The organism is Roseibium sp. FZY0029 (assembly GCF_036350355.1).
Lineage (GTDB): Bacteria > Pseudomonadota > Alphaproteobacteria > Rhizobiales > Stappiaceae > Roseibium.
Map to the genome: position 1 here is coordinate 277,168 of NZ_JAZDVZ010000006.1, position 16,691 is coordinate 293,858.

The following is a 16,691-nucleotide window of genomic DNA, read 5'->3' on the forward strand; positions in this document are numbered from 1 at the left end:
GGAAACCCTTTGACAGCAGCAGGCACATGCGCCAAACCCTGCCCAACCTAAGTGACATGGTTGAGACCCCTTCATGACCCAGAAACTGGTCATTGCCGTTTGCACCGCGCAGCGGCCGAAAATGCTGCAGGCGTGCCTGGAAAGCCTCGACAAGCTGATCGTGCCCGAAAACACGCAGATGTCGATCGTCGTTGTGGAAAACGATCCCGTGCTGCATTTCACCGGTGCCGCCGCTGAAGACGTGAAGGGAAGGCTGTCCCTGCCGGTTTTCTTCCACCACGAAAAGCGCAAGGGCATTCCCTTTGCCCGCAACACGGCCCTGGAAGCAGCGCTGGAACACGACCCGGACTGGGTGGCGCTGATCGACGACGATGAGCGCGCCGAACCGGACTGGATCGAGAAACTTCTTTCGGCCTGCAAGCAGTTCAAAGCCGAAGTCGCCAACGGCCCCGTGCGCCGGATCTATGAAAAGCCGGCCCCGCACTGGTGGAAATCGCAGCTCCTGAAGCCGCGGCCGACCGGCTCGATCATCACCGAAGCGCCGACCAACAACGTGCTGCTGAGCGGCCGCATCATCGCGCGGGACGGCCTTGGCCTGCGGTTCGACGAGCGCCTGACCTTCGGCAGCGAGGACATCGACTTCTTCCGCCGCACCCATGCGGCCGGCGCCAAGATGATCTGGGTGGATGATGCCTTTGTCGAGGAGGACATTCCGGCCTCGCGTGTCACCACCGGCCGCCTGCTGAGCCGCATGCACATGGCGGCAACCTCCGGCGCCTTCAACATCGTGCTGCGCGAAGGCCGGCTGAAGGCCGCGCTGCATTTCATTCCCAAAAGTCTGCGGCGCATGTTCTTCGGCCTTCTGGCGACGGTCGTCGGCTTCGTGCTGAAGCCCTTTGCAAAAAAGCGCGGAGAGAAGCTTTACTATTATGGCCTGATCCGGCTCATGAAGGGCTCGGGTAACCTGCGCGGACTTCTGGGCCGGGCGCATAACTATTACGATGTGATCGATGGTCACTGACACGCAAACGCTGCCGAAAAAACTCGCCCATATCCACCTTGGTGTCGACGGCGGGGCGGAAAGGTTCTTCGTGCGCCTGGCAGGTGCTCTTGCGCGGCGCGGCGTGGAGCAGGTCGCCTTCATCCGAAAGGACCGGCCCTGGCGCGACGACCTTGCCAGACACTGCGATGTGCGCGAGATGACCTTCAGCCGCTCGCACCTGAAACGCCATGTCATCCGCTGGAACATTGCCCACCAGATCAGGGCATTCGGTGCGCGTGCCACCATGGGCTGGATGAGCCCGGCCAGCAAATGGATGCCGAAACCCGGCCCGAACATGCGCACCTTCCTGCGCCTTGGCGACTGGCCGGACGGCTTTCACACCTATGGCAACGTTGAGGACCTGATCGGCAACACGCCGGAGATCATCCGCCAGGCCATCGAAATGGGCTGGCCAGCGGAGCGCGCCCACGTCATCAGCAACTTCGTCGACCCGCTGCCTGCGGATCTGAAGCCCGTCAACCGGGCGGACTATAATACCCCGGAAGATGCCACGGTGCTGATCCACCTCGGCCGCTTTGTCGAACGCAAGCGCTTTGACCTTGCCATTCAGACGGTCGCCGGCCTGCCGGAGAGCGTTCATGCCTGGCTGATCGGCGACGGCGAACTGATGACCGACATGAAGGCATTGGCCGCAAACCTACGCGTTCAAGACCGCGTCCACTTCCTCGGCTGGCAACGCGACCCCTCGCCTTTCCTGAAGGCCGCCGATATCCTTCTTTGCCCGACCGACGAAGAACCGCTCGGCAACGTCGTCCTGGAAGGCTGGACCGCCGGGCTGCCCGTTGTCGCAACCGCCTCGCCCGGCCCAGGCTGGCTGATCGACCACGGCAAGACCGGACTGCTGTCGCCCTGCGGGAATGTCGACGGGCTGGTGGGGTCGGTCAAACAGCTGCTCAGCAAGCCGGATCAGGAAAATGCATTGGTTGAAGGTGGCAAACGCCGCCTGGAAGGCCAGTTTTCCGAAGTCGCCATTTGCAAGACCTATTCCACGCTGCTTTTCGAGAGCTGATACCGATTACCGCAAGGCAACCCACGCAGGCGCGAACATGAAAAAGAAAAAAAGACTCTACAATTTCATCGTCCGTCACCCGAACCGGCACACCTTCGCAAAGCTTTTCAATTGGTATGTCACCTTCTCGAACGCGCTGCGGAGCAAGAAACGCTGGAACATCAAGGTTGTCTCAGATGAGCCGGTCTTCCGCGTTCGGGACGATAAGGGCCAGGAGATCTCCTTTCTTCACAGCGAGCGCGTCGGCTTCTACCGTTATGGTGTTCAGCCGAGAACCAAGGGCCTTCTGGACGACTATTTCATCGACCCGGCAATGATTTCAGACGGTGACGTGGTCATCGATTGCGGCGCGAACATAGGCGAAATCGGCCTCGCATTACGCCTTGAAGGCAAATCCGTCCGCTACATCGCCTTCGAGCCCGGCCGGAACGAGGCCGCCTGCTGCAAGCTCAACAACCCGGAGGGCGTTGTCGAACAACTGGCCCTCTGGCACGAAAAGACGACGCTCAAATTCTATGAGAAATCGGACACCGCCGACTCCTCCCTTATCGAATTTTCCGGCTACGGCTCGGTTGTCGAAGTCGAAACGACCACACTTAACGACTACTGCGAAGAAAACGACATCCGCTCGATCAAACTATTGAAGATCGAAGGCGAAGGGGCAGAACCCGAAATCCTCAAAGGCGCCGCCAGGATCCTGGACCGCGTCCAATATATCTGCGTCGACTGCGGCCCCGAACGCGGCCTCGCCAAAGAACCCACACTGCCAGCCGTGTGCCATTTTCTGATTGAGCGGGGGTTCAGGTTTGAGAGGATTTCGACGAAGAGATTGACGGCCTTGTTTGTGAGGAGCTGAGCGAACCAGTCCCCGATGAGTTAACAGTCGAGGCAAATTTCTCAAGTTTAATATTCTTGAAGTATTTTTTTAATCCACCCTTTTTCTTCAATGGTATAAATAAGAGCATCATAGTAGTGTATTGTTCTCGTTTCCTGCTCTTTATTTTGCCTGTCGACATACCTAAACATGTCTTCGACTGTACAAATATTATCTGTTGAACAAACTACGGCGCCAAAATTATCAAATATAGTAATATATCCATAACCTCGCTCAAATAAATTTTTCAAGAGAAGCAGATAGTCTTGCATTTGATCGGCTTCTTGAAAATGACATTCAAAAAACAGGAGCGGTTTCTCGTCCAGCAAGTTGCCAGCTGACGAAATCACATCATGGTCAAAACCATCAACATCAGACTTAATTAAACGAGGCGCCGGCAAGTCAGGGAACTGGTGCACTATCTCAGACAAGGGCTTAGTCGGCTCACCACCATTGCCCATCACCGCATGTTTGGTACCGTGCTCACCGGAAAGTTCAGCGTAACTTCCAGTTTTACCGACGAGTTCTTTCGCTAATTCAACTACGGCTTCAGGAATATCGTTTTTTATAGACAACCAGTTGTTTTGTAAGTAACAGAAAAACTCATCATCTGCTTCAATACATAACACGTGAAGATGTGGGTTCCCATCCAGTATAGACGCTAGTGTATCACCGACATTTGCTCCTACGTCGATGACAACATCACCCGCGTCCAGATATCTGGCTAGGTGAGGCAGAAACCTATCGTAGTTTTTGTGTTTGCTTTGATAGGCGGGCAGTCTGTGTCCGGGCGGCAAGGTAATGTTGATGTTGCCGATCTGATACCTGATCGGCCCTTGTTTTTTCACGGTTTTTGATCTGCGAAACGGATTCTTCAATTTTACGCTTCCCGCCTTTGATGCTCACCTTCTAAAGGTTGAAAGGCATCAGTCAATCCGAAAATATAGTTTTTCCATCTATGTGAAACAATACTCTTGCGCCACAAGCCACATGTAATCCATCAGAATTTTTTAAGAACAGGGAAAATCTTCTTCAATTTATTTTTTATCTTCTCTTTTGCTCTCGATGAAAAACCATATTCCTTGTCTCTTTTTGCAAGTATCGGATAATCTTTCAACACCTCCCAATCGGGCTGCTTCGTATTTGGCTGCGGGTACCAATATTCATAGGCCGACACCGTGCTGACCCCCCGAAGCTTTGCAAGCACTGAAAAAATGGATTGATCATGTCTGTGTCCCTTGAAACCTGGAAGATTTTCAGATTTCGAAGGCGTATCATCAATGTTGCCAAAATCTTGCTCGAATACAGATTTCCATTCTTCCAGAAATGACTTGGCTGGATCACAATTTCGAAACAATATTATTCCGGCACCAAATGATTGGCTGTCGGTTATATTTGGACGATCTCTAACGCAAAAAATAATCTAGCACATCACCCTTAGTCCAATATCTTTCGCGTAAGTCTGGAAGCCATCGACCGTCGTGTGGAAATGGCGGTTCGGGCTCGCGTGCCTGAAAAGCTAGTATTCCCGTCTTTGACGTCTCAACGATTGCAAAATACTCATTTAAGCGCCACAATCCGCGAGAATTCAAATGGCATCCCGCATCCACGTAAAGAAGAGTATCATTTACGGGTAATCTACTAAGGGTTTGAATTATTATTTGTGGCTTCCAACACCAATAGCCAAACCCGCGAACATTTGCCTTTAATTTTTGTCGAAATTTCTCACGAAACCCACTATCTAAGTCCTTTTCGCTACAGCTAAAAATACTATCGAAATATCTCAAATCCGTCGCCTGCAAGACTATTCGCCTTGACGATTTAACCATATTGGAGCTTGCGAAAGTAAGTAAACTCTTCCCCATATGAATAAATTCTTTTCTTGATTGCCGCGCCCTTCTACAAACTTAAATCTTGATCGCTTCCTAAACACTATTACATTTTCGAAGCTTTTTTTTCATAATATCGAAATCTGATTTAGTAAGCGATTTTGGGCATTCCAACTCTCTTTTATACTTATTACTGCCTTGAAAAAATTTTGAGAACCAAGAATTTTTTCTTTTGAGTTTAGTATCAAGTGAAAGTGTTGAGAAAGCAAAGAACTCACCACCGAAGTGAGTCAGCTTCATGTCTATTTGACTTGCCATATACTCCAAAGCGGTTTTTGAAAAAAAGCTGATATGTTGGCCAGTTTCAAACACCCAATACCACCATTTTTCATCCGGTAAGCCATTCATATCAAAACAGGTTGCGGTAAAGAAACATGTATGAAAATTGTACTTTAACTTAGCGGCTTGAAGAAATTCAAGCGGGTTTCCCAAGTGCTCCAATACTTCAAACGCAACTGCGACCTCATGAATATCGTCGTCGGCTTCGAAGCCTCGAGCCACGAGATTCTCAGCGTATTTATCTTCCCAGAAGAAGTTAAAGCCCTTGTCTCTCATTCCGCGTACAAAGAGACCATAACCTCCGCCAAGATCTATCCCTTTCTTTACATCAATAGAATTAAACAAAATTGCATTCGAAACACGCGTTACGTTAGCATTATTCCTAGCAAGGATGCCAGTGTCTGTGATTGTTATCGCGGAACTATAGGCCTCCTCTAACCAATATGGTTGATCAATGAAAATATAACCTATGCTTTCATCATAATAATAATTAGCATTATATTTTCCTAGAACTTCATGTGAAAATAGTTTTTCACAGTCAACACCGGTTAATGGGGACTTTTTTTGCATTTCTTTTCTCATATTTTTGAAAGATCAAATTTCCTACCACTCGCTGGACCTAGATGTTCACTTGGCGCCTTGTTGATTAGATCCGGGGCTATGAAAATCTTCCCCCCCTTTTCAATCATTTGCTTATGCAAAACAACATGTTCACACGTCAGGTTTCCAAGGCTGTCTCGTGGTGAATACCAGCAACCTTTCAGGGAAGCGGTTTTGTACATAGCCAAGCCACCAAAGGCCGACTCCACTTCAATCCAAGAGTGATCTTCAGGTATCTTGAATTGCCTGTTGTGGATGTACTCGTCTCTAAGAAGTCGAATATTCTTCTTCTTAAAAAAACGTCGCCGTTTAGCGTTTCGCAATTCCCGCCAGCAATCATCAGGACACCAGGTTGGGTGCCTAAGAGCGTAAAGATCATAGTAAGCTTCTGCCTGATTTGCCGTAACGGCATCCCAATGAAGTGATGATTTGTCGATTATTTTACGAACTTTGACAATATCAAACTCATCATTCACACCATCCAAATCCATAACAATGGTATACTCAGAGGTGCTTTCTGATAGAACAATTTTTTCCAAGGCAAAATTTCTAGCTACGGCAATTCTTTCAACTCTATTTTTGTATGCATTTACCAATCCATCCAGGCGAACAATTTGGAAAACATCAGATTGATTTGCCGCCTCTTCTAATAGTTGATCAGTTTCGTCCTGATTGTCGTTTGTTGTAATTATGACTTGAGAAACGCCGCTGCTGGCATCCAGACGCAGTAGTCTCGATAGAGTTCTTTTGAACCCTTCTCCACCGTTTCTCACGGTTCCGACAATGCATATATCTCCATTCAACATATCTAATCTTGCTTTTGCATTTTAGTTTTCAATAGAGATTGGAAAATCTGGCAGCCCTGTCTCACCTAAAAAAGGGTGTGACTTCAAAATTTGACCGAAATACTCTTTAGCAGCTCCGCATCCTCGCCGAAATCTGTTCTTCTGTTCGAAAGCGCTAACAATTGCCTCCGAAAATTCGCGATTACCAACCACCGGAATTGCATTTCCATGAGTAAGAAAATCCTGCATCGCAATACCTTTGGAATGTACGATGATCTTTTCCGCGGCAACAGCATCCTGCACAAGACCTGAGCCCTGAAGCCCATAGACGCCTGTGTCATATGGCAAAAGGATCACGTCCGTCGAGAGGAACAATTCTTCAAAGACTTCGGGATCAAGACTATCCGAAAAACAAGTGACCCGAAGCTTGTCAGCCTTTGACTTGAAGTGTTTTGCAAAGGAATAAACACCTCCGTCGCCATAATCCGTGCCTGTGCCCTGAAGTAGAATTTCAACCGGTTGGTCCAGACTGCGGCTATCGATCAAAGAAGACAGTTCTTCGATGATGGCTCCTACGCGTTCATAACCCTTGCCTGGCCTAGGTGCGCCGAGGAGACCAACGCGAAACGTGTCATAGTGGCCGATAGCCTTGCGGGTTGGCTCCAGCGGGCTGACGCTGCATGTCAGGTAGAAGCCACTGGTGACGGGCAGGTCAAACTGCTTCCACATGTATTCCGCGAGCTCACGGGTCTCGCTGAACAGACGAATTTTTTCAGGTCTTCGGATCGCATCCCGAACCACTTTCATTCTCTGAGCCCGACGGCTGTCCTTGTGTTCGCCAAGCGTCGGATCCAGAAGGCGCATGCTGATCTGCGGTATATTTTTTTCGAGTTGTGAAACAAAATCGATGATCGATTCCAGCGCGTCCAGATTTGCGGACGGAATGATCAACGTGTCATGCGCGTCAAACTCAAGTCGCTCACACACCTCAAGGATTGTGTGGCCGAAAGGAGATTTTGGATAGGAGCCAACGCCTCCGTCAGATACACATCTGAAAAATGCGTCGACTTTTTGCCGATATCCACCGTGCCTGAACCGCCAGTACAGCCTGGCCTTCACCTGATCTGCAGCTGTCAAAGTGGCCGCAGCTTCTCCCAGAAAGCCATCGTAGCCCTCACCAGCGATAAAGTGCAGTTGATGGTCAGGCAACAAGGCCCTTAGCGCGGCAATCTGTGTATGGTGATGTCCGCGATTTTTTATGAGCTTCGGCTCAACGATCAGAAGTTTTGAGCCTTCAAGAGAACGCTGGTCGGCACTCATGACATCCGGACACCGCGACTGTCTTCAACAAACGCCTTCCGGTAGGTTTCTCGCAAGCCCTCGGCAAGCGACCGTACCTTGTTCCAACCCAATTCGTTTAACCGTGTCGTATCGGTAAGTTTTCGCGGTGTGCCGTTGGGCTTGCTCGCATCAAATGATAGTTCTCCCTCAAAACCAACAATGTCACAGATCAATTCTGCAAGTTGCCTGATGCTGATTTCCTTGCCAGTTCCGACATTTATCGCCATTGGATCAGAGTAGTGTTTTGCCAGAAAAACAACAGCGTCTGCCAAGTCATCTACGTGAAGGAATTCCCGCAAAGGTGAGCCGTCTCCCCAAACTTCCAGAAATTTCTTGCCAGCTGTTTTCGCTTCATGCGCTTTGCGCAAAAGTGCAGGCAACACGTGACTCGATTGCAAATCATAGTTGTCGCCAGGCCCATAGAGATTTGTTGGCTGTGCTGAAATGAAATCGCAGCCATATTGAAAGCGATAGGCTTCACAAAGTTTGATGCCTGAGATCTTCGCCAGCGCATACCATTGGTTTGTCGGTTCGAGTGGTCCCGAGAGAAGGCTGTCTTCCCGGATCGGTTGCGGGGCCATCTTTGGATAGATACAGGTGGACCCAAGAAAAATGAGCTTGTCGACTGAGCATTGATATGCCGAGTGAATGACGTTGGCCTCAATCATCAAGTTGTCGAACAGAAATTCAGCCGGCCTAGTGCTGTTTGCCAGGATACCACCAACTCTTGCCGCTGCCAGAAAGACCACATCCGGGCGCATCTGCGACATCCATTCTTCGACGCCTGCCTGCCTGCGCAGGTCGAGATCTTTACTGGATACCGTCACGATTTCACAGTCTTCGGACTTCAAACGCCGAACGATGGCACCGCCAACCATGCCCGTATGGCCTGCGACGAAAACACGTTTGCCTGAAAGGTCAAACGATGTGGCCAAGGCTTGTCCAGATTCTGCGGTGCCACGCATGCTTTCAGTCCTCAAACGGCTTTGATCGAAAATGCTTGAGACTCGTTTTTCAAGTCCTCGGGCACCGACCTTAGATCGCCTCGAACCATCTGCCTGATCATGTCATGAAATGGCGTAGTGGGTGCCCAGCCAAGTGCGTTTTTCGCTTTTTCCGGATTACCGAGCAGCAGATCAACTTCCGTTGGCCGGAAGTAGCGTGGATCGATGGAAACCAATGCCTTTCCGGTTTTCGTATCGACACCTTGTTCGTCTACACCGCTACCTTCCCAGCGAATGTCAATATCCAGTTCGGCGAAGGCAAGTTCGACAAATTCGCGAACCGAATGCTTTTCTCCCGTCGCCAGAACATAATCATCCGCCTTGTCCTGCTGCAGCATCAGCCACATGCCGCGGACGTAGTCCTTTGCATGTCCCCAGTCGCGTTCTGCGTCCAGGTTTCCGAGGTAGAGCTTGTCCTGAAGGCCCAGTTTGATCGCAGCGGCGGCGCGGGTGATCTTGCGGGTCACGAAGGTTTCGCCGCGGATCGGACTTTCGTGGTTGAAGAGGATGCCGTTGCTGGCGTGCATGCCGTAGGCTTCGCGGTAGTTGACGACGATCCAGTAAGCGTAGAGCTTTGCCGCGGCATAGGGGCTTCGTGGATAGAAGGGAGTGGTTTCCGACTGCGGAACTTCCTGCACCTTGCCGTAGAGCTCCGAGGTGGAAGCCTGGTAGAAACGCGTTTTTTCGGTCAGTCCGAGAAGGCGGATGGCCTCAAGCAGGCGCAGGGTGCCGAGAGCGTCCGCATTTCCCGTATATTCCGGGGTTTCGAACGACACCTGAACGTGGCTCTGCGCGGCAAGGTTATAGACCTCGTCCGGCTGCGTTTCCTGCATGATGCGGATGAGGTTGGTGGCATCCGTCATGTCACCATAGTGCAGATGCAGCTTCACATTACGGTCGTGCGGATCCTGGTAGAGATGGTCGATCCGCCCCGTGTTGAACGACGACGACCGCCTCTTAATGCCGTGAACCGTATAGCCTTTCTCAAGCAGGAGTTCTGCGAGATAGGCGCCGTCCTGGCCAGTGATCCCGGTGATGAGAGCTGTTTTTTGCATCTGGCTCTTTTGTCTCAATCCATTTCCGTGAGAGCTTCTTCAGGAAGCAATGCGGATCTGCGTTTTGGTTTGCGGCGCGGTGTCTTGGCGGTGCTGGCAAACGGTGGGTCATCCGCGGACGTCTGACCAGCACCTCAGTTCGTGCCGAAGATTTCGGGCGTTATAGTCGGTTCCAAAATCAATTGAAAGAGACCCATGAATCCTGCGCAATTTAAACGCGGAGGAGTGAGAGAAAAAGGGGCGCCTAAACAGCAGCGTGCGGATCAATGATCACTGGATTTCACGCTGCCGGCTTGGCATAACCGCGACGGGACGGCATTCACCTTCTGGGTGCAGCCAAACGGTGACAAGAAAAGCAGATTACCGGCAGTCTCGCCGACCTTCTTTGCAGACGAGTTTCATGACAGACACTGTGACAATCGATCTTCTTCTTGTTTCCGGTGCCCGACTGGGCCTTCTGGAGAAGACGCTGGCGAGTTTTTCGCAGCGGTTGTTCCGGCATTTCAAGATCGGCACGCTTTACGTCAACATCGATCCCTTTGAGGGCGGGCCTCGGGAGGTTGATGCCTGCGAAGAGCTGTGCAAACAGCATTTTGCCAATGTCGTCACGCGCAAGCCTCACAAGCCACACTTTACAAAAGCAATCCGATGGCTTTGGCGGCAGCCGGCGGCAGACTGGTGCTTTCACCTGGAAGATGACTGGGTGCTGAGCCGCGATGTCCGCCCGGAAGAAGTCAGCCGGGCCATGACACGCAACGTGAGGCAGATCAGTCTGATGACGCGGGAGAAGAACTGGGGGTACCGGTCTTTCTATCACTTTGAACCCGGGCGCCGGACCTTCCTCGGAATGGATCTTGGCAAGGGGCTCAACACGAAACGGCCGATCTTCGGGACCAGCCCTTCCTTTTTGCGCAGCGATTTTGCAACCAGGTGCGCGGAGCTGATGGATGAGACACTCGATCCGGAGAAACAGCTCAACTACATGAATCCGGAGCTGAATGCCTATACAGCGCAATTCAGAAACAGGTTCATTGGTGCGCGGCGGGAATATGTGGCTGTCGACATCGGCCGCGAACACCGCGATGCGCTTGGGATAACCAAGGACGTTATCGACGGGAACAGCGTGTGGAGCCGGACCGAGTAAGGCGTCGCCACGGGCACGCGAGGGTTTTTGGCATTGAGCTCAGGTGAAGAAGACGTTCCGCGTTGCCGGTGTGTCAAAATCAAAGCCGAACAGCTCGATTTCTGTTTTGTACCAGTCGGCGACGATCGCAATGTTCCGGTCTGTGTAGAACTCTCTCTGGTTCGCAAAGGCGTTGCGGGAGATGTTGCGCGGTTCAAGCGTGTCTTCCGTGCCGAGGTACCTTGCCAGTTCCGGCCCCAGTTTTTCCTGGCGCAGGATATTGACCGCCACTTGCCCCGTTTCATCGAGAACATAGTCGGTTTGCGGATACCATCCGAGCGAGGCCCGGTGCCAGAAGAAGTCGACCTGCCCCCACTCGTGGCGGGTCTCCAGAAATTCCTCGAAACCCTTCACCGTCAGATCGAATTCCGCCTCGTGAGATCCGCTGGTCTGCAGGTAGAATTTGAACCTTGAAAACGTCCGTGCCCATGGGTTGCGGACAACGGCAAAAGGCACCGTGCCGGCGCGCACCGAGAGGTCGATGTCCCGCAGCCGGGCATGCTCGTAGCCGGGATGAAGGCCGCGATCCTTCATGAAGCTCATCAAAGCGTCGGCGTAGGCTTTGCTTTTCAGGCGCCGCCGGTTGGCGAGCACAAGCTTGCCCTCAAGCGCCTTGGCATGGCGCACCGACATGCCGCCGTTCTTGGGAATATGGACAAGCAGATGCTTCTTTGGCACCAGCCCCAGCCTGGCGGGTGCGAACTTGAGAAAATTCTTGAGCTGGTATTCGTCCATACTGTCCGTCTCTTGAAAGCGGTGCCCTGCGCCTTCCCGCACCTGGCCCTGCTGACGGCGAAACGTCGTTTCATCCTGCCGGTGCAGTGACCGTCAGCGCCTGAGGTCGATCTGGTGGTGCCTTATCCCAATCTGCCAGGACTGTCCATTCATCGGCTCGCCGTCCAGGTTGAACTGCACCGGCTGCTGGGTCTCGATCTTCATGTTGCGCACCTTGCGCTGGATCGGGCCGCCATTGATGTCTTCCACACCGCTGTCCAGCAAGGCCGACAACAGGTCGATGACCTTGCCCGACTGTGGAAAGGGGACGATGGTCAGATCCAGATAACCATCATCGAGGACGGCATCCGGGCACAGGCGAATGCCGCCCCCGGCGCGGCGACCGTTGCCGATGGCCAGGGCCAGAAACGAGCCCTCCCATGAAAAATCTTCCGCCTCGATACGCGCTTCGCAGGCGGAAAGTTCCGAAAACCGCTGCAGGCCGGTGAAGAGATAGGCGGCACCGCCCAGAACCCGTTTCAGGTTGGGGTCGGTCTGCGCCGTAACCTGCGTCCCGAACCCTCCGGTCGCCATGTTGATGAAAACGCAGCCGTTGACTTCGCCGATATCCGTTGGCTTGGCAGAGGCGCGCGCGGCAAACCTCAGGCAGGAGATGACGTCCGCCGGGTCGAGCCCGATGTGATGGGCAAAGTCGTTTGCCGTGCCAAGGGGTAGAACGGCAAAGGAAAACGGCGGCTTTTCTCCGTCCTTCAAGTCGTGCAGGGCAGCGTCCAGAACCTCGTTCAAGGTGCCGTCGCCACCACCGCTGACAAGCGTATCAATCTTGTCGTTCTCGTGATCGCGCAGGGCATCGTGAACCAGTCTTTCCACGTCGCCGGCCTCGTAGGTCACCCGGACAGAGACCTTGTGGCCCATGGCCCGCACGGCTTCCACAGCGTCGCGGACATCCTCCCGATCGGCTGACTTGCCATTGAGGATCAGGCGCAGATGGTGCTTTTCCAATGAAATCTCCTTGTCCCCGCCTTTGCGGGCCACCAGCGCGGCCGACACCCCATTCAGCCGCCAAAGCAGATCATAACCCTGGACCGGTTTTTGAAAGTTAGAATGTGTGGCAGGCCTGCCGGGGTTGTGTGCCTTCTGAAAAACGCCGACCGTGTGCAAACGTTCCACTGAAAGATGGCCCATGCGCGAGCGTGTTTCAATTTTTCCAGATAGCAGAACAATCAGATCCGCCGAAAAGCGCGCACAGCCAACGCGGCCCTGGCCCCGTTTCAGCCGGGCAACATCGTTTCGCGGCTTGTGCGCGCGCTGCGCGCTTCCTCCATGAGCCATTTGCGAAAGGCCGACACAACCGGCCGCATGGTCCGGCCTTCCGGATAGACGAAATAATAGGCCGTCTGCTGCGACAGGGAGAGGTCGAACAACCGCACCAGCCGCCCGGAGGCCAGTTCCGCCTCGACGAAGAAACGCGGGATCAGCGCGGCCCCGGCGTGATGGATCGCAGCTTCCGAGATCATGACGAATTGCTCGAACCGCGCGCCCTGAAACGCTGCGTCCGTTTCAACACCGGCAAGGTCGAACCATTGCCGCCAGGCGAGCGGACGAGTTGCCAGTTGCAGCCGCGGCACGCGCACCAGGTCGGCAGGTGTGCGGATCTCGTGCCGGTCGCGGAAGACGCGTGAGGCAACCGGGACAACTTCCTCATCGAACAGATGCTCGGCGATCGCCCCCGCCCAGACCGGATCGCCATGATGGATGGCGCCGTCAAAAGGTTCCTCGTCGAAATCGAAGGGCTGCAGACGAACGCTCAGGTTCAGGCCCGCGTCCGGATACCGCCTTCCGAAATCGGCGATCCGCGGCGCCAGCCAGCGGGTGCCGAAGGTGGGCAGCACCGCAAGGTTCAGAACGTCCGCGCTGCCGGCATAGGACATCACCTGCCGCGTGGCTGCCGTCATCTGTTCCAGCGCACCCCGGATGTCGTGCAGATAGATCCGGCCCGCGTCGGTCAGGACTATGCGCTGGCGCACCCTCCTGAACAGTTCGACGCCCAGCCTGTCTTCCAGTTGCCGCACCTGCTTGGACACCGCGCCTTGTGTCAGATGCAATTCCTCCGCGGCGCGGGTGAAGCTCAAATGCCGGGCCGCACATTCGAACGCGATCAGCGTGTCCGCCGGCGGGACGAAGGCGCGGCGCATGGCATATTCCCTAACTTCATTCCATTTCGTCATGAATGATGGACGAGGTTTCGCTTTTACGCAAACGGATTTGAGGCAAGACTAGAGAAAACAGAATGACCTTGGCCGTCGAACGGCTATCCATCATTGGCCGGACCACGGCTTGGGAGACATGATCATGAACGCACCCGCAAACGTTAAGTCCGCACCGGCAGGCGGCGGCTCCTTCGACTGGCAGGATCCGTTTCACCTGCGTGAACAGCTGAACGAAGACGAACAGCTCATCCAGGACACCGCCCGCGCCTATGCTCAGGACAAGCTTCTGCCGCGTGTCATCGAAGCCTACCGGGAAGAAAAGACCGACCGCAGCATCTTCAACGAAATGGGCGAACTCGGCCTGCTCGGCGTCACCCTTCCGGAAGACTACGGCTGCGCTGGTGCGTCCTATGTTGCCTACGGTGTGGTTGCCCGCGAGATCGAGCGTGTCGACAGCGGCTACCGCTCCATGATGAGCGTTCAGTCCTCCCTGGTCATGTATCCGATCTACGCCTATGGCTCGGAAGAACAGCGCAAGAAATATCTGCCGAAACTGGCAACCGGCGAATATGTCGGATGTTTCGGCCTGACGGAGCCGGACGCCGGTTCGGACCCCGCCGGCATGCGCACCCGCGCGGAAAAAATCGACGGCGGCTACAAGCTGACCGGTTCGAAAATGTGGATCTCCAATTCCCCGATCGCCGATGTCTTCGTCGTCTGGGCGAAGTCTGAAGCCCATGATGGTGCCATTCGCGGCTTCGTGCTGGAGAAAGGCATGAAGGGCCTCACCGCACCGAAGGTCGGCGGCAAGCTTTCCCTGCGTGCGTCCATCACCGGCGAAATCGTCATGGACGGCGTTGAGGTGGGGGAAGATGCCCTCCTGCCGAATGTCTCCGGCCTGAAAGGTCCGTTCGGCTGCCTCAACCGTGCCCGCTACGGCATTGCCTGGGGCGCGATGGGCGCTGCTGAAGACTGCTGGACCCGTGCCCGTCAGTACGGCCTCGACCGTGAACAGTTCGGCCGCCCGCTGGCACAGACCCAGCTCTTCCAGAAGAAGCTGGCGGACATGCAGACCGAAATCACGCTCGGCCTTCAGGCAGCGCTGCGTGTGGGTCAGTTGTTCGATGCCGGCAAGGTGGCGCCGGAAATGATCTCGCTGATCAAGCGCAACAACTGCGGCAAGGCCCTGGATATCGCCCGCCAGTCACGCGACATGCATGGCGGCAACGGCATCCAGGAAGAATACCACATCATGCGCCACGCCCAGAACCTGGAAACGGTCAACACCTACGAAGGCACGCATGACATTCATGCGCTGATCCTCGGCCGTGCGCAGACCGGCCTGCAGGCGTTCTTTTAAGACCCTGACAGCATGACATTTGATGCGGGCGGCCCGGCCGCCCGTCTCTCGTTCGGTTCTCTTGAAAAGGGTTTGCGTCAGCAGGCCCATTGTTTTGCCTGACAGCGCTCAAGGAGGCTCCATGGCGGACCAGACTGCGGATGTCGTCATCGTGGGCGGAGCCGTCATGGGCTCGTCCGTTGCCTGCCACCTTTCCATGCGCGAGGATTTTACCGGACGCATTGTCGTTATCGAGGCGGACCCCGCCTATGAGACCTGCGCCTCCGCACGGTCGGCCGCGTCCATCCGGCAGCAATTTTCCAGCGCCATCAACATCGAGATCTCGCTGTACGGAATCCGCTTCCTGCGGGAGATCGGCGCCGCGCTCAATGTGAACGGCGACAGGCCCGCGATCGACCTTCACGAAGGCGGCTATCTGTTTCTGGCAACGCCGGACAAGCTCGGCATCCTTGAGGAAAACCACCGCCTGCAGCAGGAGCTCGGCGCGGACATCGCCTTTCTTGACCCGGACGGTCTGAAGGCAAAATTCCCTTGGCTGGAAGTATCCGACCTGGCCGCAGGCTGTCATGGCCTGACCGGTGAAGGCTGGTTCGACGGTTATGGCCTGATGCAGGCTTTCCGCAAGAAAGCCCGATCGCTCGGGGTCGATTATCTCGCTGCCAAGGCCTCAGTCGAAAAAGACGGTTCTGGCGGCTGGACGGTGACACTTTCGTCCGGCGAGACGCTATCTACACCTGTCGTCGTCAACTGCGCGGGTGCGTCCGGCGGGGCCGAGCTTTGCCGTCAGGCCGGGCTGGATGTGCCGATTGTCTCAAAAAAGCGCTGCGTCTTTACCTTTGAATGCAAGGACAAGCTGGAGCGTTTTCCGCTGCTGATCGACCCGAACGGCACTTATGCACGCCCGGAAGGCACCGGCTACATCTGCGGGTCGGCGCCACCTGAGGACCGCGATCCGGACTGCCACGATTTCGACGTCGATTACGAGCTTTTCGAAGAGCATATCTGGCCGACACTGGCAACGCGCGTTCCCGCTTTCGAGTCCATCCGTCCAGGGGCTTCCTGGGCGGGATGCTACGACATGAACCTCTTCGACCACAACGCCTTCGTCGGCGCCGTACCGGGGCTAGACGGTTTCTATCTGGCACTCGGGTTTTCAGGTCATGGTCTGCAGCAGTCGCCAGCAGTCGGACGCGGACTTGCGGAACTGGTCGCGACCGGAAGCTATCAGACGCTGGATCTTTCGCCGCTGGCATTCGACCGTCTCGCCGCCGGAACGCCGATCATCGAAAAGAACGTGGTCTGAC

The 16,691-nt window shown here is 54.5% G+C and carries 16 protein-coding genes; 6 read left to right on the plus strand and 10 right to left on the minus strand.

Annotated features, from left to right (window positions below; all coding sequences use genetic code 11):
* Positions 1–73 precede the first annotated feature (73 nt).
* From V1T76_RS19045 to V1T76_RS19055, 3 genes are read left to right on the plus strand one after another with little or no spacing between them, the layout of a single operon-like run.
* Entirely contained in the window at positions 74–1,021 is a 948-nt protein-coding gene (locus V1T76_RS19045) for a glycosyltransferase family 2 protein (RefSeq protein WP_330562215.1), read from the plus strand.
* Positions 1,011–2,072 carry a glycosyltransferase gene (locus V1T76_RS19050; RefSeq protein WP_330562216.1) on the plus strand — a complete coding sequence of 354 codons (1,062 nt, stop codon included), beginning with the start codon at positions 1,011–1,013 and terminating at the stop codon, positions 2,070–2,072. Before V1T76_RS19045 ends, V1T76_RS19050 begins: the two co-directional genes overlap by 11 nt.
* A 37-nt stretch (positions 2,073–2,109) precedes the next feature.
* Complete coding sequence (locus V1T76_RS19055) at positions 2,110–2,928, plus strand: FkbM family methyltransferase (RefSeq protein WP_330562217.1); 819 nt, start codon at positions 2,110–2,112, stop codon at positions 2,926–2,928.
* Positions 2,929–2,975: 47 nt separating this feature from the next.
* Here the strand turns inward: V1T76_RS19055 and V1T76_RS19060 are convergent, their stop codons facing one another.
* The 7 genes from V1T76_RS19060 to gmd form a co-directional block, all read right to left on the minus strand.
* Positions 2,976–3,824, minus strand: coding sequence for an FkbM family methyltransferase (locus V1T76_RS19060; protein ID WP_330562218.1), 849 nt, complete (start codon positions 3,822–3,824; stop codon positions 2,976–2,978).
* 122 nt (positions 3,825–3,946) lie between these two features.
* Positions 3,947–4,303 carry a hypothetical protein gene (locus tag V1T76_RS19065; RefSeq protein WP_330562219.1) on the minus strand — a complete coding sequence of 119 codons (357 nt, stop codon included), beginning with the start codon at positions 4,301–4,303 and terminating at the stop codon, positions 3,947–3,949.
* Between the two features lie 568 nt (positions 4,304–4,871).
* The gene (locus V1T76_RS19070; RefSeq protein ID WP_330562220.1) at positions 4,872–5,684 is read right to left on the minus strand and encodes a class I SAM-dependent methyltransferase; all 813 of its coding nucleotides are present in this window, start codon (positions 5,682–5,684) and stop codon (positions 4,872–4,874) included.
* A gap of 8 nt (positions 5,685–5,692) precedes the next feature.
* Entirely contained in the window at positions 5,693–6,520 is an 828-nt protein-coding gene (locus tag V1T76_RS19075; protein ID WP_330562221.1) for a hypothetical protein, read from the minus strand.
* Positions 6,521–6,541: 21 nt separating this feature from the next.
* Positions 6,542–7,819: a hypothetical protein gene (locus V1T76_RS19080; protein ID WP_330562222.1), complete on the minus strand. Its 1,278-nt coding sequence runs from the start codon at positions 7,817–7,819 to the stop codon at positions 6,542–6,544.
* The gene (locus tag V1T76_RS19085) at positions 7,816–8,805 is read right to left on the minus strand and encodes a GDP-L-fucose synthase family protein (protein WP_330562223.1); all 990 of its coding nucleotides are present in this window, start codon (positions 8,803–8,805) and stop codon (positions 7,816–7,818) included. Before V1T76_RS19085 ends, V1T76_RS19080 begins: the two co-directional genes overlap by 4 nt.
* 11 nt (positions 8,806–8,816) lie before the next feature.
* Entirely contained in the window at positions 8,817–9,899 is a 1,083-nt protein-coding gene (gene gmd / locus V1T76_RS19090) for a GDP-mannose 4,6-dehydratase (protein WP_330562225.1), read from the minus strand.
* Between the two features lie 400 nt (positions 9,900–10,299).
* Between gmd and V1T76_RS19095 the strand changes: the two genes are divergently transcribed.
* Complete coding sequence (locus V1T76_RS19095; RefSeq protein ID WP_330562226.1) at positions 10,300–11,043, plus strand: hypothetical protein; 744 nt, start codon at positions 10,300–10,302, stop codon at positions 11,041–11,043.
* A gap of 39 nt (positions 11,044–11,082) precedes the next feature.
* On the opposite strand, the gene V1T76_RS19100 is transcribed toward V1T76_RS19095, so the two are convergent.
* From V1T76_RS19100 to V1T76_RS19110, 3 genes are all read right to left on the minus strand, one after another.
* Positions 11,083–11,817, minus strand: a complete 735-nt coding sequence (locus V1T76_RS19100) for a hypothetical protein (RefSeq protein WP_330562228.1) — start codon at positions 11,815–11,817, stop codon at positions 11,083–11,085.
* 93 nt (positions 11,818–11,910) lie between these two features.
* Positions 11,911–12,819 carry a lipid kinase YegS gene (gene yegS, locus V1T76_RS19105; RefSeq protein WP_330562229.1) on the minus strand — a complete coding sequence of 303 codons (909 nt, stop codon included), beginning with the start codon at positions 12,817–12,819 and terminating at the stop codon, positions 11,911–11,913.
* A 269-nt stretch (positions 12,820–13,088) separates the two neighbouring features.
* Complete coding sequence (locus V1T76_RS19110) at positions 13,089–14,012, minus strand: LysR substrate-binding domain-containing protein (RefSeq protein ID WP_330562230.1); 924 nt, start codon at positions 14,010–14,012, stop codon at positions 13,089–13,091.
* A 157-nt stretch (positions 14,013–14,169) separates the two neighbouring features.
* Between V1T76_RS19110 and V1T76_RS19115 the strand changes: the two genes are divergently transcribed.
* Both V1T76_RS19115 and V1T76_RS19120 read left to right on the plus strand, forming a co-directional pair.
* Positions 14,170–15,387: an acyl-CoA dehydrogenase gene (locus V1T76_RS19115; RefSeq protein ID WP_442970146.1), complete on the plus strand. Its 1,218-nt coding sequence runs from the start codon at positions 14,170–14,172 to the stop codon at positions 15,385–15,387.
* 121 nt (positions 15,388–15,508) lie between these two features.
* Positions 15,509–16,690, plus strand: a complete 1,182-nt coding sequence (locus V1T76_RS19120) for an NAD(P)/FAD-dependent oxidoreductase (protein WP_330562232.1) — start codon at positions 15,509–15,511, stop codon at positions 16,688–16,690.
* Position 16,691: the final 1 nt, after the last annotated feature.